17 protein-coding genes are annotated in these 16,487 nt (G+C 51.9%); all 17 read right to left on the bottom strand.

Annotation, left to right across the window (positions count from 1 at the left end; all coding sequences use genetic code 11):
• Positions 1-35: 35 nt before the first annotated feature.
• The 17 genes from AB4Z33_RS05690 to AB4Z33_RS05610 all read right to left on the bottom strand — a co-directional run bounded on the left by AB4Z33_RS05690 (position 36) and on the right by AB4Z33_RS05610 (position 16,298).
• On the bottom strand, positions 36-959 hold the full coding sequence (locus AB4Z33_RS05690; protein ID WP_442048986.1) for an AraC family transcriptional regulator: 924 nt from the start codon (positions 957-959) through the stop codon (positions 36-38).
• Between the two features lie 317 nt (positions 960-1,276).
• The gene (locus AB4Z33_RS05685) at positions 1,277-2,008 is read right to left on the bottom strand and encodes a nucleoside phosphorylase (protein ID WP_442048985.1); all 732 of its coding nucleotides are present in this window, start codon (positions 2,006-2,008) and stop codon (positions 1,277-1,279) included.
• Positions 2,009-2,011: 3 nt separating this feature from the next.
• Positions 2,012-2,686 carry a sulfite oxidase-like oxidoreductase gene (locus AB4Z33_RS05680; protein WP_442048984.1) on the bottom strand — a complete coding sequence of 225 codons (675 nt, stop codon included), beginning with the start codon at positions 2,684-2,686 and terminating at the stop codon, positions 2,012-2,014.
• A 36-nt stretch (positions 2,687-2,722) separates the two neighbouring features.
• Positions 2,723-3,643 carry an ABC transporter permease gene (locus tag AB4Z33_RS05675; protein WP_442048983.1) on the bottom strand — a complete coding sequence of 307 codons (921 nt, stop codon included), beginning with the start codon at positions 3,641-3,643 and terminating at the stop codon, positions 2,723-2,725.
• Positions 3,630-4,694 (bottom strand): ABC transporter permease, encoded by a 1,065-nt coding sequence (locus AB4Z33_RS05670; protein ID WP_337099441.1) that lies wholly within the window; start codon positions 4,692-4,694, stop codon positions 3,630-3,632. Before AB4Z33_RS05670 ends, AB4Z33_RS05675 begins: the two co-directional genes overlap by 14 nt.
• On the bottom strand, positions 4,672-6,186 hold the full coding sequence (locus AB4Z33_RS05665) for an ABC transporter ATP-binding protein (protein ID WP_442048982.1): 1,515 nt from the start codon (positions 6,184-6,186) through the stop codon (positions 4,672-4,674). The genes AB4Z33_RS05670 and AB4Z33_RS05665 overlap by 23 nt, the downstream gene beginning before the upstream one ends.
• A 121-nt stretch (positions 6,187-6,307) precedes the next feature.
• Complete coding sequence (locus AB4Z33_RS05660; RefSeq protein ID WP_442048981.1) at positions 6,308-7,366, bottom strand: BMP family lipoprotein; 1,059 nt, start codon at positions 7,364-7,366, stop codon at positions 6,308-6,310.
• A 213-nt stretch (positions 7,367-7,579) separates the two neighbouring features.
• Entirely contained in the window at positions 7,580-8,038 is a 459-nt protein-coding gene (locus AB4Z33_RS05655; protein WP_442048980.1) for a MarR family winged helix-turn-helix transcriptional regulator, read from the bottom strand.
• Positions 8,039-8,196: 158 nt separating this feature from the next.
• The gene (locus tag AB4Z33_RS05650; protein WP_442048979.1) at positions 8,197-9,114 is read right to left on the bottom strand and encodes an urease accessory protein UreD; all 918 of its coding nucleotides are present in this window, start codon (positions 9,112-9,114) and stop codon (positions 8,197-8,199) included.
• A complete protein-coding gene (ureG, locus tag AB4Z33_RS05645; protein WP_442048978.1) occupies positions 9,114-9,842 on the bottom strand; it encodes an urease accessory protein UreG in 729 nt (242 codons plus the stop codon). The genes AB4Z33_RS05650 and ureG overlap by 1 nt, the downstream gene beginning before the upstream one ends.
• A gap of 144 nt (positions 9,843-9,986) precedes the next feature.
• Complete coding sequence (locus AB4Z33_RS05640) at positions 9,987-10,679, bottom strand: urease accessory protein UreF (protein WP_442048977.1); 693 nt, start codon at positions 10,677-10,679, stop codon at positions 9,987-9,989.
• An 18-nt stretch (positions 10,680-10,697) separates the two neighbouring features.
• Positions 10,698-12,413: an urease subunit alpha gene (gene ureC, locus AB4Z33_RS05635; protein WP_442048976.1), complete on the bottom strand. Its 1,716-nt coding sequence runs from the start codon at positions 12,411-12,413 to the stop codon at positions 10,698-10,700.
• On the bottom strand, positions 12,410-12,778 hold the full coding sequence (locus AB4Z33_RS05630; protein ID WP_442048975.1) for an urease subunit beta: 369 nt from the start codon (positions 12,776-12,778) through the stop codon (positions 12,410-12,412). The genes ureC and AB4Z33_RS05630 overlap by 4 nt, the downstream gene beginning before the upstream one ends.
• Before the next feature lie 29 nt (positions 12,779-12,807).
• On the bottom strand, positions 12,808-13,113 hold the full coding sequence (locus AB4Z33_RS05625) for an urease subunit gamma (RefSeq protein WP_442048974.1): 306 nt from the start codon (positions 13,111-13,113) through the stop codon (positions 12,808-12,810).
• A gap of 262 nt (positions 13,114-13,375) precedes the next feature.
• Positions 13,376-14,377 carry a D-alanyl-D-alanine carboxypeptidase family protein gene (locus AB4Z33_RS05620; RefSeq protein WP_442048973.1) on the bottom strand — a complete coding sequence of 334 codons (1,002 nt, stop codon included), beginning with the start codon at positions 14,375-14,377 and terminating at the stop codon, positions 13,376-13,378.
• A gap of 99 nt (positions 14,378-14,476) precedes the next feature.
• On the bottom strand, positions 14,477-15,580 hold the full coding sequence (locus tag AB4Z33_RS05615) for a sensor histidine kinase (RefSeq protein WP_442048972.1): 1,104 nt from the start codon (positions 15,578-15,580) through the stop codon (positions 14,477-14,479).
• Entirely contained in the window at positions 15,570-16,298 is a 729-nt protein-coding gene (locus AB4Z33_RS05610; protein ID WP_442048971.1) for a response regulator transcription factor, read from the bottom strand. The genes AB4Z33_RS05615 and AB4Z33_RS05610 overlap by 11 nt, the downstream gene beginning before the upstream one ends.
• Positions 16,299-16,487 lie beyond the last annotated feature (189 nt).

The following is a 16,487-nucleotide window of genomic DNA, read 5'->3' as shown; positions in this document are numbered from 1 at the left end:
TTGTGACTACCTAAGCGGCAACCTGTCAGAAATCGTCACTTTCCTAATCCTTCAGGTTTTCTCCAACCGTCCATGTTATGTGTATTGAACGAGTTGCGGTAAGCAATTGGCGTCTGATTCGTATACTTCTTGAACATCGCATGAAAGTATTGTCGGCTCTGCGCTCCCACATAATCGCATATATCGGCTATAGCAATGTCGGTCTGACGCAGCAGCATCTTCGCCTTCTCCATCCGCAGCTCCGTCAAGTACACCGTAATCGTCTTGCCCGTATTCGCCGTGAATAGACGATGTAGGTAGCCGGGGTGCAGATTGACTGCGGCTGCAATGTCCTTCACCTGTATATCCTGATCATAATGATGATGCATGTACTCCGTAGCCTGCTTCACATAGAGATCCGCCGCATTCGCACCCTGCTTCAGATCGTCGCTATAGATACGTGCAATCGTCATAATCAATTGGGCAAAAAGCAACTGCGTCCGCACGCGGCTGGACTTCTCCCGATTGTCGAGCTCGAGAACGAGATTTTTTAGCACGGGATATRGATCATTCGTATCGCGCAGCACCAAATAAGACGATGGCTGCGCAACCAAGAGGTTCACATCCTCATCCTCGGAGGCAAGCTGCCRGATCGAAGGAAACGCCGTTTCCTTCTCGCGCATATCGAATTCCACGTTCAGCATTCGGCATGGGCCGCGTTCGTCCACGATGAGCCGATGCGGCTCGTTCGCGTCTAGAATGATGAACTCGTTTTTCTTCAGCGAGAAGGAACGCTCCGGACGGCGTGCTGTAGCCGCGAGCTCAATTCGGCACTGACCCGATATGACATACATGATCTCGATCGAATCATGCCTATGATCGTTCATCGTATAGTTCGACCACTCCTTAAAGTAATAGGCATATACATGCGGATGAACATTTTGATCCAGCCAGTCCGACTTGAATAGCGCGCCGCTCACAACCGTTTCCCCCTGTCTTCCCTAGTCCCCCTAGCATATCAAACCTGTCGAAAGAATGACATAGCCGCAAAAGTCCGTGTGCATAGTAACCGTATCCTGAACAATAAAGGGAATTTCTCCCGTTAATTTCAGGCTTGCCTAGCTTAATTCAAAAACAACAGGAGAAACTCCCGTTAATTCCTATACATCCGCTCCAAAAGAGCCTACCAAGCAAAAATAACTGGAGAAATTCCAGCTATTCCTCAGAATTCGAATCATTCTTCTGAAATAGAGGGAGTTTCTCCAGTTATTCGACCAAGTGTGTTAATTGCCTTCTGCTAAGCAGAAGCCAGCTTCACGATCGCCTTAAGCGCCGTATCCATCTCGCGCTCGACCGCTTTCGCGACAACATCGGTGTGCGGATCGTATTCGCCCGCCAGATCGGAGTCGGCGTAGCCGTCCAAGGCAAGGATCGCGCCCGCTCTTGCGCCGCGCAAAGATGCAACCACATACAATGCCGCAATCTCCATCTCTACCGCGAGCACGCCTGCGGCTTTGTATTGCTTGTGCGGAACATCGACGACGCCGGAGAAGAACACATCCAATGTTACCGTAATGCCTTTCTTCACGATGCCTTCGCTCTCCAACGCAGATTCGTATAGCGCCGCAACGATGTCGCTGTCGGCAACGGCTGGGAAGCCGTCAGGTACGAGCTGATGCGTAAGTCCTTCCGCACGCACGGCAGCCGTGCTGACAATCAAGCTTCCCGCCGGATGGTCAGCCGAATACGAGCCCGCCGTACCAACGCGGATCAACGTCTTCACGCCGCCGCGGATCAGCTCCTCGAAGCATACGGCTGCGCCCGGAGAACCGACGCCATGGCTGACAACGGCCAAAGCAACACCTTCGTATTCACCAACGAACGTACGATATTCGCGCGCGAACGCCAGCTCCTTCGCATTCGTCAGCTTGCGCGATATAAGCTCCGCGCGGCGAGGATCGCCGCATACGATCGCGTACTCCGGCAAGTCTTCCGGATTTACTTGCAATATAGGCAACATAGTAGACATGATTTAATCAAACTCCTTCTTCATCCACTCATCCTCGGGCATTTCGTTCTCTTCACTAGTGAAGCGCTGCTCGAGGAATGGATCAGCATAATTGTGGAAGCCGTTGCGTTCCCAGAAGCCAGGACGATCTTCCTTCATAAACTCGATACCGCGAATCCACTTGGCGCTTTTCCAGAAATACAAGTGAGGCACGAGAAGCCTCATCGGCCAGCCATGCTTGTCCGTTAACGGCTCGCCATCGAAGCGATGAGCAAGCAACACGTCCTCACGCATCATGTCTTCAAGCGGCAAGTTCGTATCGTAGTCTTCGTCTGCATGAATCATCACGTACTTCGCCTCCGGCTTCACGCCGAGCAGCGGCAGCAAATCGATGAATCGCACGCCTTCCCACTCCGTATCGAGCTTGGACCAACGCGTCACGCAATGAATATCGTTCACCTGCGACGTTTGCGGCAACGCGAGCAGATCGTCAAAGCTGAAGCTGCGCTCCTCTTCGACCTCGCCGAATACACGAAGCGACCATGTGCTTAGATCGTATTCAGGCACGTCGCCTTCATGCAGAATCGGGAATCGTTCCGTAACGGTCTGGCCCGGCGGCACGCGATGCGCAATCTCTGGCGCGACGGCGGCCTGCTTGACCGTCTTCACCTTCTTCAGTCGTTCTGCTTTATTATGCATATACCGTACCTCCTCTGTCTTGCAGGTAAGCCCGCCTTATCGCGAGCTTTCGTTCGCCTTGCGCGCTTCCTGCATATAGCTTTTGTCTTTGAATATGAGCATAGCCACAATCGTTACCACATAAGGCAGCATCATCGTAAAATGGGTCGGCAGCGAGAAGCCCTGCAATCTCAAGCTGAGCGCATCCATAAGACCGAACAGCAAGCTGGACGCCGCTACGCCTAGCGGATTCGACTGACCAAGCATCGTCGCGACGAGCGCGATGAATCCCCTGCCCGCCGTCATTCCTTCCGTGAACATCGTCACGTTGCCGAGCGACAGCTGAGCTCCGGCAAGACCGCAGAGCACGCCGCACAGCAGCACCGCTCCATACTGAATGCGCGTAACCTTAATGCCGAGACTTCTCGCGGCAGTCGGATTTTCGCCGGATGCCAGCAAGCGGAAGCCTGTAACCGTCTTGAAGAAGAACAGCTGAAGCGCGATAACGAGTATGATCGATAAGTATACGAGCGGCGTATGGCCAGACAACACATCGCCGAGCCATGGAATATCGCGCAGTAATGGAATATCCCATTTTGGCAAGCCCACCATATCCTTGTTATAATAAGCGCCTTTCACATCAAATATAACACGCAACAGGAAAGTCGTTAATCCGGCTGCCAGGAAGTTAAGAGAGATACCGACAACGATTGCATTCGCCTTCAGATGTATGCTCATATACGCGAACAGCATCGAGAAGATCACCGTGCACAATACCGCGAAAAGGACGGCTAGCCACACATTGCCAGTATAGTAGTTGCCGACGATAGCCGAGAATGCTCCTGTCAGCATCAATCCTTCGAGACCGACGTTGAACAGTCCGACACGGGCACAGATGGCGCCGCCGAGCGCCGCGAGCAGAATCGGCGTTACCAGCCGAAGCATGGAAGCAAAGAGCGAGACATCAAACAGTTCCATTGTCACCCCTCGCTTTCTTACGTTTAATGAAGGAATACGTAAATTTCGCGGATACGAACAAGATGAGCACCGCTTGTATAATGCTCGATACTTCCAGCGGCACTTCGGTATTCCGCTCCATGCCCATGCCGCCTGTCTGAAGCGCGGCCAATAGGATAGCAGCGACTGCCGTGCCTATCGGATTAGAGCCTGCGAGCAGCGTCGCCATAATGCCCGACCATGCGTAGCTTGGCGTCGTTAAAGCGCCGTCAATATACCGGTATTGCGTACCCAGCACTTCGACGGAACCGGCCAGTCCCGCGAAGCCGCCGCTCACGAACATACTGAACATCATTAGTTTGCCGCGATTAACGCCGCCGTAGCCTGCAAACAACGGATTGCCGCCAAGCATTCGAATCTCGTAGCCCTTCACCGTATACTTCATGAAGAAGTACAAGAGTAGCGCTCCGGCGAAAGCAAATAGGAATCCGGCATGCAAGCTCATGCCGCTGAACAGCTTCGGCAGCCAAGCGCTGTTCTCGATCATGACCGTCTGTGCCATAGCTGCTGAACCCGTCTTGTCTTTCAGAGGATAAGATACAATATAACCGGCGAACAAGGTCGCTATATAATTAAGAAGCAATGTCGTAATAAGCAAATTCATTCTGAATCTAGCATCCAGCCAGCCCGCGAACGCAGACCATATTCCCCCGGAAATAATTCCAGCGATTAGCGCAGCTATCAGCTTCAACCAGCCCGGACCGGGCAAATATATGGCGGTTAGCGCAGCACTTAACGCGCCGAGCACCATCTGTCCTTCAGAGCCCATATTGAAAAATCCGGCTCGGAATGCGAGCGCTACGCCAAGACCGATGAGTATGATCGGTGTTGCTCTCGCCAGCGTATTCGTCACGAAGAAGAAGCTTCCGAAAGCCCCTTTCCACATCTCGCCGTAAGTCTCAAGCACGTTGCCGCCGACAACGGCAATCGCAATGGCACCAGCTGCCAATCCGACAATGATCGCCAGGAGCGGCTGGAGCATCCCGCTACTAAGTTGTTTCAGCTTTTCCATGCCGCTTCCCTCCCGCCATTAATAAACTAATCTGCTCTTCCGTAGCCGAATGCGTTTCAAGCTCCCCGACAATACGTCCCTCGAACATAACAAGGATCCGATCCGAGAGCTTCAATATTTCAGTAAGCTCCGAGGAAACGAGCAATATGGCGCCGCCCTCATCGCGTTTCTTCAATAGTTCGCCATGAATGATTTCCATTGCGCCGACATCGACGCCCCTTGTCGGTTCGGCAGCGATTAAGAACGGCGTATTCTGCGCCAGCTCTCTCGCAACGATCAGCTTCTGCAGATTGCCGCCCGATAGATATTGCGCTTTCGTCGACAACGATCCCGTCTTTATCCCGAATCGCTTGACCCACTCCGCGACCATATCGCGGATCAATGCTCCGCGCAGCAAGCCGTACTTCTGCAGCTTATTCGCATGCCCCATCAACCCGTTCTCGGTTACGGTTGCATCCTTCGCAACACCCCATTGGTAACGGTCCTCCGGAATATGGGCAAGACCACGCTCGCGAATGGTGCGAACCGGTGCCCCTGCCGATTCTTGTCCGAGCAGCTTAATCGAGCCGCTATCAATCTTCACGAGACCGGCGATCGCTCCAATAAGCTCTGACTGTCCGTTACCGGATATCCCGGCAATACCGACAATCTCGCCTTCCTTCACTTGCAAGCTGATCCCATCAAGCGTCGGTTTCGTCCTTGAGCCGCGGATCGAGATGTTCTGAGCCTCCAATACCGGCCTGCCTGGAGTTGCCTCGTTGCGCGTTAACTGTACTAATTCACGTCCAACCATGAGACGCGATAGCTCGTCCTCATTCGTATCCGCCGCTCTCATCGAACCGGTTACTTTACCGTCGCGGAGAACCGTAATGCGGTCGGCAACTTCAATAATTTCTTGCAGCTTGTGGCTAATAATAATGAAGCTCTTACCTGTACGGGCAAGCTCCTTAATCGCAATTAATAGCTCCTTAACCTCAAGCGGAGTCAGCACGCCGGTCGGCTCGTCCAAAATAATGATTTCCGCGCCTTGATGCAGCACCTTCAATATTTCGACGCGCTGCTGAACGCCCAGCGAGCACTCCTCCACCTTTTGCGTAGGATCGACGGGCATCCCGTAACGCTTGCTCAGCGCATCGACATCGGCAATCGCCGTTTTGCGATCGAAGCCTACGACCTTCGACGGCTCTCGTCCGATTACAATGTTCTCAGCAATGGTGAACGAGGGGAAAAGCATGAAATGCTGATGAACCATGCCGATCTTATTCGCGATTGCAGCCGCAGGGCTGTCAAATGAAACGGCTTGCCCGTTCAACCTAATTTCACCGCTTGTCGGGCTCTCCATTCCGTACAAAATACGCATCAGCGTCGTTTTGCCGGCGCCGTTCTCGCCAATTAGGGCATGGATCTCGCCTTTCTGCAGGTTGAAGCTTACGCCGCTATTGGCCGTGACGCTTCCATACGATTTTGTAATATTGTCCATTTGCAGCAGCATTAAGGCGTTCAGCTCCTTTCTTCTCTAATCACAACAAAAGAACCGCCTCTATTTGCTGCAGAGGTAGGTTCTATTGAAGGAGATAACTAGCCGGCTGCTGGTCAGCAGCCGACATTAGCTATTATTTCGTAAGCGGGTTCTCAACTACGATTTTACCAGAAATAATGTCTTCGGCAATTGCTTTTACTTTGTCGACATTTTCTTGGCTGATGAAGCTGTTAAGCGGAGTTGCTGTTTCTTTCGTTACGTAAGTGAGACCTACGCCGCCTTCTTTCAAACCGTAGTCGGCTGCGCCGTAAGCGAAGGTTCCTTCTACGAATGCTTTTACTGTTTCGTAAGCAACCGCGTCCGTACCTTTCAACTGGGACAGAACGACATGCGCAGGATCTTCGTCCGTACGGTCTGTATCTTGACCGGAAGTGAAGAAGCCTTTTTCCTTAGCTGCTTCGAATACGCCGTTGTCGCCAACTGCAGCCATACCTGCGATGTAATCAGCGCCTTTGTCGAATTGAAGCAAAGCAAGTTCTTTCGCTTTCGCTGGATCAGCGAAGCTGCCTACGTAGTTCACGAGGAACTGCGCATCCGGGTTCACGCTTTTAAGCCCTTGGTCGAAGCCGGAAGTGTATTTGCCAAGCAACGGTGCATCCATTGCTACAATAGCGCCTACAGTGTTTGTTTTTGTGGACAGGCCAGCTAGGGCGCCCATCAAGTAAGCAGCCTCGTGCTCACGGAAGTTAACGCCGCGCACGTTAGGAAGGTCTACGACTGTATCGATAATCGCGAACGGCTTGTCCGGATTTTCAGTTGCTACCTTTTTCAGAGCGTCTTCTGCTTGGAACGTAGCCGTGATAATCAGATCATAATCTTCGGCAACCGTTGCGCGAAGGTTTTGCTCGAATCCGGCAGGGTCAGTCGACTCGATCGTTTTCACTTCCGCGCCGAATTCCTCGCCCGCTTTTTTGAAGCCTTCATCCATCAATACGAAAAACTTGTTAACGCCGATTTTCTCAGGCAATACGAGCGCAATTTTCTTTGCGTCTTTCTTATCGCCATCGTTCTTGCCCTCAGCAGCGCCGTTATTTGTTGTGTTGCCTGCATTATTGTTTTTGTTACCGCCGCAAGCAGCGACTAAGCCTACCATCAGAATCAATGCTAGAGCCAGTACGATTGTTTTCTTCATCCTAATCTCCCCTAAATAATTGATGTCTAATTCCTCTTAATCCTAGTTGTATTATCGGAATTTGTCAATCCTAATAATTCGACAAATTTCTTCTCTATTCTACATCATTTCGGGGCCGAACGGTGATAAATGTCGAATAATACATCGATTTGTAACAAAATCATACGCTTTCATGCGATAAGAACATTTTCTATAGGTCAACCGTATCGCATCCTAGGCCTTAGACTTCGTTTTCTCCATATTCTTCTCCATAATTTGAAAGATACGCAAGCTCTGTTGCATATCCTCTAACGTCATGCCGTCGAACAGCCTAATCATCATTTTATCGCGAACTTGGTCGATTAATTCAACCATCTTTTTGCCTTCATCCGTAATCTTAAGCATGACGACGCGCCGATCCTGCTCGCCCCGCTCGCGCTCGATGTAGCCAAGCTCAATCAGCCGATCCGCAATACCGGTTACTCCGCCGCTCGTAATCCCAAGCTGTTCAGCCAGCGATGAAGCCTTAAGAGCACCGCATTGCCCAAGAATAACGAGCATTCTGCCATGCGTGATGCCTAATCCATGTACGTTGTAGCTATTCCATTCCATATTAATTTGTCTTCGAACGAGGCGAAACGACTCGTCGAGTTGCCGCATTAAACTTAATTTGTCATGATTATTCTCGTTCAAACCTGCCATCTCCCCTAATCGTCGTAAATGGCTTACTTTTAGAGAAGTATAAGTTTTTAAAGCTTGCGGCGTCAATCCTGACTAAAAAAAAGAAAGCCGTCCCTAAAGGCGAAAAACAACCTTAAGGGACAGCATTTAAGCTGCTTCAGTCACCAGCGCTACCCTTGCATGAAACGAAGCGGCTGCTTACCGAGCAACCCTTCTCTGCATGTCTGCCATATTTCGCGCATGAGCCCCTGCAACGGCCACGCTGCCGTAGATGCCGCTGTAACGGCAATTCCGTGCCTATGCGTTCGCGACACTCCTGCTATTATGCTGTGACGGGCGGAAGACTCATTCCCGCTGTATTCATCCAACTTATTTTGCAGCAGCTCCAGATGGGCGGATGAAATTCGATCGGAGAACAAATAAAACGTCGCCAAATGCGTCATCTCGGCCATGCAGCCTGCATCTTCAAGCCGCTGCTGCTTCGGTTCGATCCGTTGACGCTGCGCGAATATAAGTTCATCCTCATAGTACACCGTTAACGAATTACGGTAGCCGACGTAGTCAAAGCTTTCGCCCCGCAGCGTCCGCCCTGGACAAAGGACGTCGGCTTGCATCCATACGGCGCCGGGACGAAGGTGCACGATCGACTCATTCGCGAACGATGCATTTTTGAAGAGCATAACCGGCTCAGGCATATTCTCGACAATTGCGTTGTCGGCAAGCTCAAAGGTTTGAAGCATCGACGAACCGCAGCCGGGCATGCTCGGATGGACCTTCATATAGGATTGATTAGTAATCATCACATGCGCGCCAGCCTCGCAAATCCAATCCATCGCATAACGGTCGCCGTTCAGCAGCCCGGGCGATACATCCATAACGATGACTGCGAGCTGTCCGTCGATCGGAAATGCTTTGGCGATTTTAATCGGTGCCGTATGATATTTGCTTGCAACATACGTCTGTCCAACGCCAACAGCGAAGACCGCGCGAAGCTCCGATATTCTAAGGGGCATGCCGATGCCTGATGCAATGCTGAGCTGCTCTTGCTCTATGCTGACATCGTCAGCCGCATAATGTTCTTGCTTCATTAGGAAGCTGAATGGCGATGGCTTGGCGGAGTGCTGTCCAGTTGGATCGTATGGGAGTGGGCATGGCCGCGCGCATGGGCAATCTCATGCTCCAGCCAGCTTACAATCTCATCAACGCCATCGCCGCCGTGCATATTGGAAAATACGAATGGGCGCGTGCCTCTCATCCGCAGCGAATCAGCCTCCATCACCTCAAGGCTAGCGCCGACATAAGGCGCCAGGTCGATCTTATTAATGACTAGCAGGTCGGAGCGCATAATGCCCGGACCGCCTTTACGCGGAATTTTCTCCCCTTGCGCTACGTCGATAATGTAGATGAACCGATCAACCAGCTCCGGACTGAAGGCAGCCGCCAGATTGTCGCCGCCGCTCTCAATGAAGATCAGCTCAAGCGGCTGGAAACGGCGCTCCAGCTCCTCAATAGCCTCGAAGTTCATCGAAGCGTCTTCGCGAATCGCCGTATGCGGGCAGCCGCCCGTCTCCACGCCAATAATCCGTTCTTCGGGAAGAACGCCGGTATTGAACAGAATACGCGCATCCTCTTTCGTATAAATATCGTTCGTAATGACAGCCAAGCTGTATTTTTCATGCAGCTCTCTCGTCAATCGTTCAACAAGCGCCGTCTTGCCTGAGCCTACCGGACCGCCAATGCCGATGCGTATCGGTCTTGAAGCATCTATAATCGGGCTTTCCCATTCCTGATGTGTATGTCCTTGTMCTTGGCACATATTCATTCCTCCGTTTTTGTTTTAGATTCTTTCTCAAGCCAACTATATAGAATGAAAACCACAACTATCCGCTATATTGGATTTTTGCAGGATAGAACACATATTTGGAGCCTAATTAGCTGCTATATTGGATTTTCGCAAAGCCTATGACATAAATAACCGCGAGTACAAACGTTCATGCCGGATCATGGCAAGCTCCGCCATCGGCATATTCGAGTAAGCTTCCTCAGGCTGCAAGCGAGCGGCAACTGCGAGTGCGTCTTCCGTTAACGGAGTCAATCTCGCAATGAGAGATTGGCCTTCTGTCTGACCAATCGACATTAGCCGAAGCGCGCTGTTGATGCATGTGACAATACAAGTGTAGAAATAGCCTTGAATCGCGCGCTCCTCGGACAATCCGAGCTGCCAGCATGCATAGCCGTGAACTAACGGATGAGTCGCGAAACATCGGCCTTCTTTCAACGCTGATTGAAGCGGAAGCCAATCGAGCTGCGGATGAATCGCAGAAGCGAGCTGCAACAACCGCCGCCCCATCTTCTCTACACCGCCGCGTGTCTCAGACGATACTCGCTGCACATGCGCAAGCCGTTCGACCGCCCATAGCGATTCCCAGCTTTCAGCCCGCGCATCTCGGTATACCGCTTTGATAACCATCGCATCCGACGTCGCCCAGCTCTGGAGCAGCATCGTACTTGCATAGTTGTATAGCGCGGTGGATGACGTCAACCTTCCCTCCTGCACGAGTGTCTCCAGACCGAAGGAATGGGAGAATCCGCCGATCGGCAGCGCGGAATCAAGCAATTGCTGCATGGCGAGCCATCGTACATTGTCGTTCAACCGGCTACCCCCTTCCTCTCAAAATAAGAAGTAACGCTGAGCCATCGGCAGCACTTCAGCGGGCTCGCAGGTGACATGCTCCCCGTCGACCGTCACATGATACGTTTCCGGATCGACCTTCAGCGTCGGTGTCGCATCATTATGGATCATGTTCTTCTTCGTCACCGAACGGCAGCCCTTTACCGGTTCGATCCGCTTCTGAAGCCCAAGCTTCTCTGCTATCCCACGGTCAAAGGCCGCTTGCGACACGAATGTAATCGAGCTGCTCTGAACCGCCTTGCCGAAGCTGCCGAACATCGGCCGGCCGAATACCGGCTGAGGCGTCGGTATCGAAGCATTGGGATCGCCCATCTGCGCATAGGCAATCATGCCGCCCTTCAGTACTAGGTCGGGCTTAACCCCGAAAAACATCGGCTGCCAGATGGCGAGATCGGCGAACTTGCCCGGCTCGATCGAACCGACAATATGCGAGATCCCATGCGTAATCGCTGGATTGATCGTATATTTGGCAATGTACCGCTTAATGCGGAAGTTATCGCCGTCCTCCGTGTCTGGAGCGAGCGGACCGCGCTGCTGCTTCATTTTGTCAGCAGTCTGCCAGGTACGGATGACGACTTCGCCGACTCGGCCCATCGCCTGGGAATCAGAGCTGATCATGCTGAACACGCCCATGTCATGCAAAATATCTTCCGCCGCTATCGTCTCCGGCCGAATCCGCGAATCGGCAAAAGCGACATCCTCAGGTATGCTGCTGTCCAGATGATGGCAGACCATGAGCATATCGAGATGCTCCTCGATCGTATTGATCGTGAACGGGCGGGTCGGATTCGTCGATGACGGCAATACGTTAAGCTCGCCTGCAGCGACGATAATATCCGGCGCATGGCCGCCGCCAGCTCCTTCCGTATGGTACGTATGTATGGTTCTGCCGCCGATGGCCGCCAGCGTATCTTCAACGAACCCCGCTTCATTAAGCGTGTCGGTATGAATCGCGACTTGCACATCGTATTGATCGGCAGCTTGCAAGCAAGCATCGATGGCTGCCGGAGTTGTTCCCCAATCCTCATGCAGCTTTAGCCCAATCGCACCAGCTTCGATCTGCTCAATGAGCGGAGCGGTGAACGAGGCGTTGCCTTTGCCCGTGAAACCGATATTCATCGCGAAATGCTCTGCCGCCTCCAGCATCCGGCTCATATGCCAGGCTCCTGGCGTTACGGTTGTCGCATTCGTCCCGGTAGCCGGACCTGTCCCGCCGCCGATCATCGTCGTCACGCCGGACGATAATGCCGTCTCGATCTGCTGCGGACATATAAAATGAATATGAGAGTCGATGCCGCCCGCGGTAACGATTTTGCCTTCGCCGGCGATGACCTCCGTGCTTGCGCCGACTATTAAGTTCGGCGTTACGCCGTCCATAATATCCGGATTTCCCGCTTTGCCGACGCCTACGATCAAGCCGTCCTTAATGCCGATATCCGCCTTCACAATGCCCCAATGATCAATGATGACAGCATTCGTAATAAGCGTATCGAGCACGCCTTCATCCCTCAATGCACCGCTGGACTGACCCATCCCGTCACGAATGACTTTGCCGCCGCCGAATTTGCATTCATCCCCGTAAAAGGTGTAATCCTTCTCAATCTGCGCCCACAGCTCTGTATCCGCCAGTCTGACCGCATCGCCTGTCGTTGGGCCGAACATAGCAGCATAGCTTTGACGATCCATTCTGCTCATGCTTGTCCCCCTTCCCAAGCGGCGAGCCGCTCCCGAACGTCATCCGGCATTTGGCCCATCTCCGCCTTGCCGCGGCTTAAGCCGTTTAGTCCGTATGCGAGCTTCGAACCGCCTAGCTCCACGAGCGTGATCGGTTTCTCCTCGCCAGGCTCGAAACGTACCGCTGTGCCTGCGGCAATGTCCAAACGCATGCCGAAAGCTTGTTCCCGATTAAAGGTCAATGCGCGATTCACTTCAAAAAAATGATAATGAGAGCCAACCTGCACAGGGCGATCGCCCGTATTCACGACGATTAGCTGCGCTCTTCTGCGGCCTGCGTTAAGCTCAATCTCTCCAGCAGCCGTCCGATATTGTCCTGGTATCAAAGCCATGCCCCCTTCACAATAATGTCCTGTCAGCCGCTTATCGGATGATGAATGGTTACCAGCTTCGTACCGTCCGGAAACGTCGCCTCGACCTGCACTTCATGGATCATCTCCGGAATACCAATCATGACCTGATCGCGCTTCAGTATAGTCGTCCCGTATTCCATAAGCTGCGCTACCGTTAAACCATCTCTAGCGCCCTCCATGATTTCAGAGGTAATAAGAGCGACGCTTTCCGGATAATTCAGCTTCACGCCGCGATTCATTCTGCGTCTAGCCAGATCCGCCGCAACTGTGATGAGCAGCTTTTCTTTCTCGCGTTCGGTTAACTGCATCGTTCCACCTCTTCTTTTTCTCCTAATGTTTCCATTATAGACACCCCCACAATGGAAGTAAATAATTGATGTTAGATTTTATGACATCGACATACATGTATTTCCATAGAGAACGGTTTTTCTCTAGAAATGCGAGAAGCGACCTTATTTAATAGAAAGCTTATGCTTGTCAATCTCCAGCATGCAAAAAAAATCCAGCCGCCGCATAAATGCCAGCAACTGGACTACACATCCATCTATATATAGATAACCAAACAATCATCTAACGGCCAAAGCCAATGATCGTCTCTCCCATTAGTCCGAGACTATTCTGAACAGCAGTGAGCAGTCCACCGTTCTGCCCGTGGAAGCCAAGCTTGAACAACTGCTGTGTCTCCTCGAACCGCGATTCCGATGTTGCCGACCCCATGACGACGGTGATCAGCCTACGTCCGTCCTGCTTAGCCGTACCTGTGAAGCAATAACCGGCCTCAGGCGTATAACCCGTCTTTAGACCGTCGTTGCCCGGATAGGCGAACGGCATATCTGCCAGCATCTGATTCGTAGAGGCAAGTCGTTGTCCAGAGGTCGCAAGCTTAATGCTGCTTCGGCTCGTCACTTCAAGCACTTCCGGATATTTGTTCAACAGATGTCCAGCGAGCAGCGCAATATCGGAAGCAGTAAGCATTGTATCGCCATCCGAAGCGGATTCAGCGAAAGGCGTCAGGTCGTTGCGATTCAGTCCTGTCGCATTCGCGAATACTGCCTGCTCGGACATTCCGATTCGCTCTGCTCGGCTATTCATCAAGGCAACGAACTTAGGCTCGCTCCCCGCCACATACTCGGCAATGGCGACTGCGGCATCGTTAGCCGAATGAACGGTCAGCGCCTCGAACAATTCCCGTACCGTGAAGTTCTCACCGGCGTTAAAGCCAACCTGGGAGCCCGGTACGCCTGCCGCATACCGGCTCGTCGTTACGACTTCGTTCCAGTTCAGCGCGCCTTCATTAACGAGATCGAGCACGATCAGCTCCGTCATCATTTTCGACATGCTGGCCGGCGGAAGCGCTACGTCCGCGTTTTTCTCGAACAACACCTCACCAGTGCCCGCATCCATCATGATCGCAGCCTTCGCCTCAACATGTGGCGCAGCCGCGCCAGTCTTTCCATGCCAAACGTTAATCAAATAAAAACACGCTATAGCAACAACCGCGACTCCAATGACCCTTACCTTAAATCCGCCGCCGTTAGGATTCCGATTCGTTTGTCCTGCTTGTTGTCTCATTATGATTCATACCCCTCTCCTTCATGCTTGGCTTCATTATAGAAGCCGCAGTTTAAGGAGAACGTAAATAAATCATAAGAAAACCTTAAAATGGCCTCACTATTCCTTAACAACCGGCAAGGTTACCCGGAATGCCGTCCGGCTCGCGTCGCTTACCGCATCAATATACCCTCCATGCTTCTCGACGATACTCTTCGAAATCGCAAGCCCAAGCCCCGAGCCTCCGGCCCACTCGGTACGCGACTTATCCGCGCGGTAGAATCGTTCGAATATATGCGGCAGATCAAGTGCGGAGATGGGCTCGCCGTAGTTGATGACTTCTACAGTGGCCTTCGCCCCCGAAGCGTCGCGCTGAACGCGCAGCTCCACCAGCTTGCCTTCCTTGCCGTATGCCATCGCATTAGCGATTAAATTTTCGAATACGCGCACGAGCATGATCGGGTCTCCGCTAACGATCATCGATTTTTCAACCGTATGCAGGCGCCCTTCCATTCCCGCTTCCTGCAGCGGCATATGATACTGGACAAGCAACTGACCAAGCACTTCGATCAGATTGAAGCTTATACGCTGGATCGCCACGGAATCATGCCTCATACGCGTATAATCRAATAAATCGTTGATGAGCACATTAAGCCGCTGCGACTTGTCATAGGCAATCTGCACATAATGGCGAAGCTCCACCTCATCCCGATATCGATCCTGCTCGATCAATCCCAAATACCCGAGAATGGAAGTGAGCGGCGTCCGAAGATCATGCGATACATTCGTGATCAATTCGTTCTTGGCCTGCTCAGCCCTTCGTTCCTCCAAAAGCGCTTGATCGAGTCTGCCAGCCATACGGTTCAGATTGCCAGCCATTAGTCCAAAGGGCGAGCGCGCATTCACTTCCATTTGGTAATCAAAGTCGAGTTGGCCGTTTGCGATCCGGCCCACCGTATCATTAATTGTTATCAGGTAACGATACTGCAGCCATTGCAATATGAAAAAATAAACAAAAAATAAAATAATGCCAGCCGTATACGTCAGTATGCTCATTCCGAAAATATCGACAATATCACGCAGGTAGTAACGAAATACCGTGCCGGAAACTAACGTTTCAACGACCATTAATGCAGCGGCAACCGAAATAACGGCCAGAATTATACTGAGCGCCAAATGCCAAATCAAGCGCCACATAAGACGCCAAGCGATGTTACCCTTCAATTTTGTAGCCAACCCCCCATACCGTAATAATGAGCTTTTCTCCAAGCTCCTTATCGAGCTTATCCCGCAGCTTGCTTATATGCACCATAACGGTATTGTTTGAATCAAAGTACTTCTCTTTCCATACATGATGGAAAATGTCCTCCGCACTGTAGACGCGCCCCGGGTTGCCCGCAAGCAAATATAGGATGCCGAATTCCGTAGACGTGAGATGCAGCGCCTTGCCGTTCACCTCCGCCGTATGGCTAAGCCTGTCGATGCGGAGAGGGCCGAGACGCAGCTCGCGATCTTCGCGCGCAGACACGGGCGCTTCTGCCGGAGGAGTATTGTACTGATACGAACGGCGCAGCAAGGAGCGTACCCGCGCAAGCAGCTCAAGCGGATTAAACGGTTTGATCATATAATCGTCCGCACCCGTCATCAGCCCCATTATTTTGTCCATATCCTGCGTTTTCGCGCTCAGCATGAGAATCGGCACGGCTTGATTCTGCCGCAACCGTCTGCATACTTCAAGTCCGTCCATCTTGGGCATCATAATATCGAGAATGACGAGATCGAACGAGTGCTTCGCGAATGTATCCAGTGCCTGTTCGCCGTCATAAGCTTTCACCGTCTCGAACCCTTCGTTTTTCAAATAAATTTCGATCAGATCGGCAATTTCCCGCTCATCGTCTACAATTAATATGCGTCGATCCACTTTTAACCACCCTTTCGTCATTGAGTCCGCAAGCTTTGATGAGCTCACTATACAGGATTCGATTCGACATGTCCTGTCGTACGGCGCAATTTCACAATGTTTAAGCGTTTCTTAATGATTTCTTTAGCTTTCTTCCCCTTTCCCATACGTTGCCTAACGCTTCATTAATGAGCAGTCAACTCTGTAGCCAACGGTTGTCCGATATGATAA

Source organism: Paenibacillus sp. 2TAB19, from assembly GCF_052115185.1.
Taxonomy (GTDB): domain Bacteria; phylum Bacillota; class Bacilli; order Paenibacillales; family Paenibacillaceae; genus Pristimantibacillus.
This window is presented reverse-complemented; position numbering and strand designations above follow the sequence as displayed.

What these genes read in the sequence shown, in the direction of transcription:
- AB4Z33_RS05685 (WP_442048985.1), bottom strand. Translation starts at nt 2,008, where the DNA reads ATGTCTACTATGTTGCCTATATTGCAAGTAAATCCGGAAGACTTGCCG.
- AB4Z33_RS05680 (WP_442048984.1), bottom strand. Translation starts at nt 2,686, where the DNA reads ATGCATAATAAAGCAGAACGACTGAAGAAGGTGAAGACGGTCAAGCAG.
- AB4Z33_RS05675 (WP_442048983.1), bottom strand. Translation starts at nt 3,643, where the DNA reads ATGGAACTGTTTGATGTCTCGCTCTTTGCTTCCATGCTTCGGCTGGTA.
- AB4Z33_RS05670 (WP_337099441.1), bottom strand. Translation starts at nt 4,694, where the DNA reads ATGGAAAAGCTGAAACAACTTAGTAGCGGGATGCTCCAGCCGCTCCTG.
- AB4Z33_RS05665 (WP_442048982.1), bottom strand. Translation starts at nt 6,186, where the DNA reads ATGCTGCTGCAAATGGACAATATTACAAAATCGTATGGAAGCGTCACG.
- AB4Z33_RS05660 (WP_442048981.1), bottom strand. Translation starts at nt 7,366, where the DNA reads ATGAAGAAAACAATCGTACTGGCTCTAGCATTGATTCTGATGGTAGGC.
- AB4Z33_RS05650 (WP_442048979.1), bottom strand. Translation starts at nt 9,114, where the DNA reads ATGAAGCAAGAACATTATGCGGCTGACGATGTCAGCATAGAGCAAGAG.
- ureC (WP_442048976.1), bottom strand. Translation starts at nt 12,413, where the DNA reads ATGAGCAGAATGGATCGTCAAAGCTATGCTGCTATGTTCGGCCCAACG.
- AB4Z33_RS05625 (WP_442048974.1), bottom strand. Translation starts at nt 13,113, where the DNA reads ATGCAGTTAACCGAACGCGAGAAAGAAAAGCTGCTCATCACAGTTGCG.
- AB4Z33_RS05620 (WP_442048973.1), bottom strand. Translation starts at nt 14,377, where the DNA reads ATGAGACAACAAGCAGGACAAACGAATCGGAATCCTAACGGCGGCGGA.
- AB4Z33_RS05610 (WP_442048971.1), bottom strand. Translation starts at nt 16,298, where the DNA reads ATGACGAAAGGGTGGTTAAAAGTGGATCGACGCATATTAATTGTAGAC.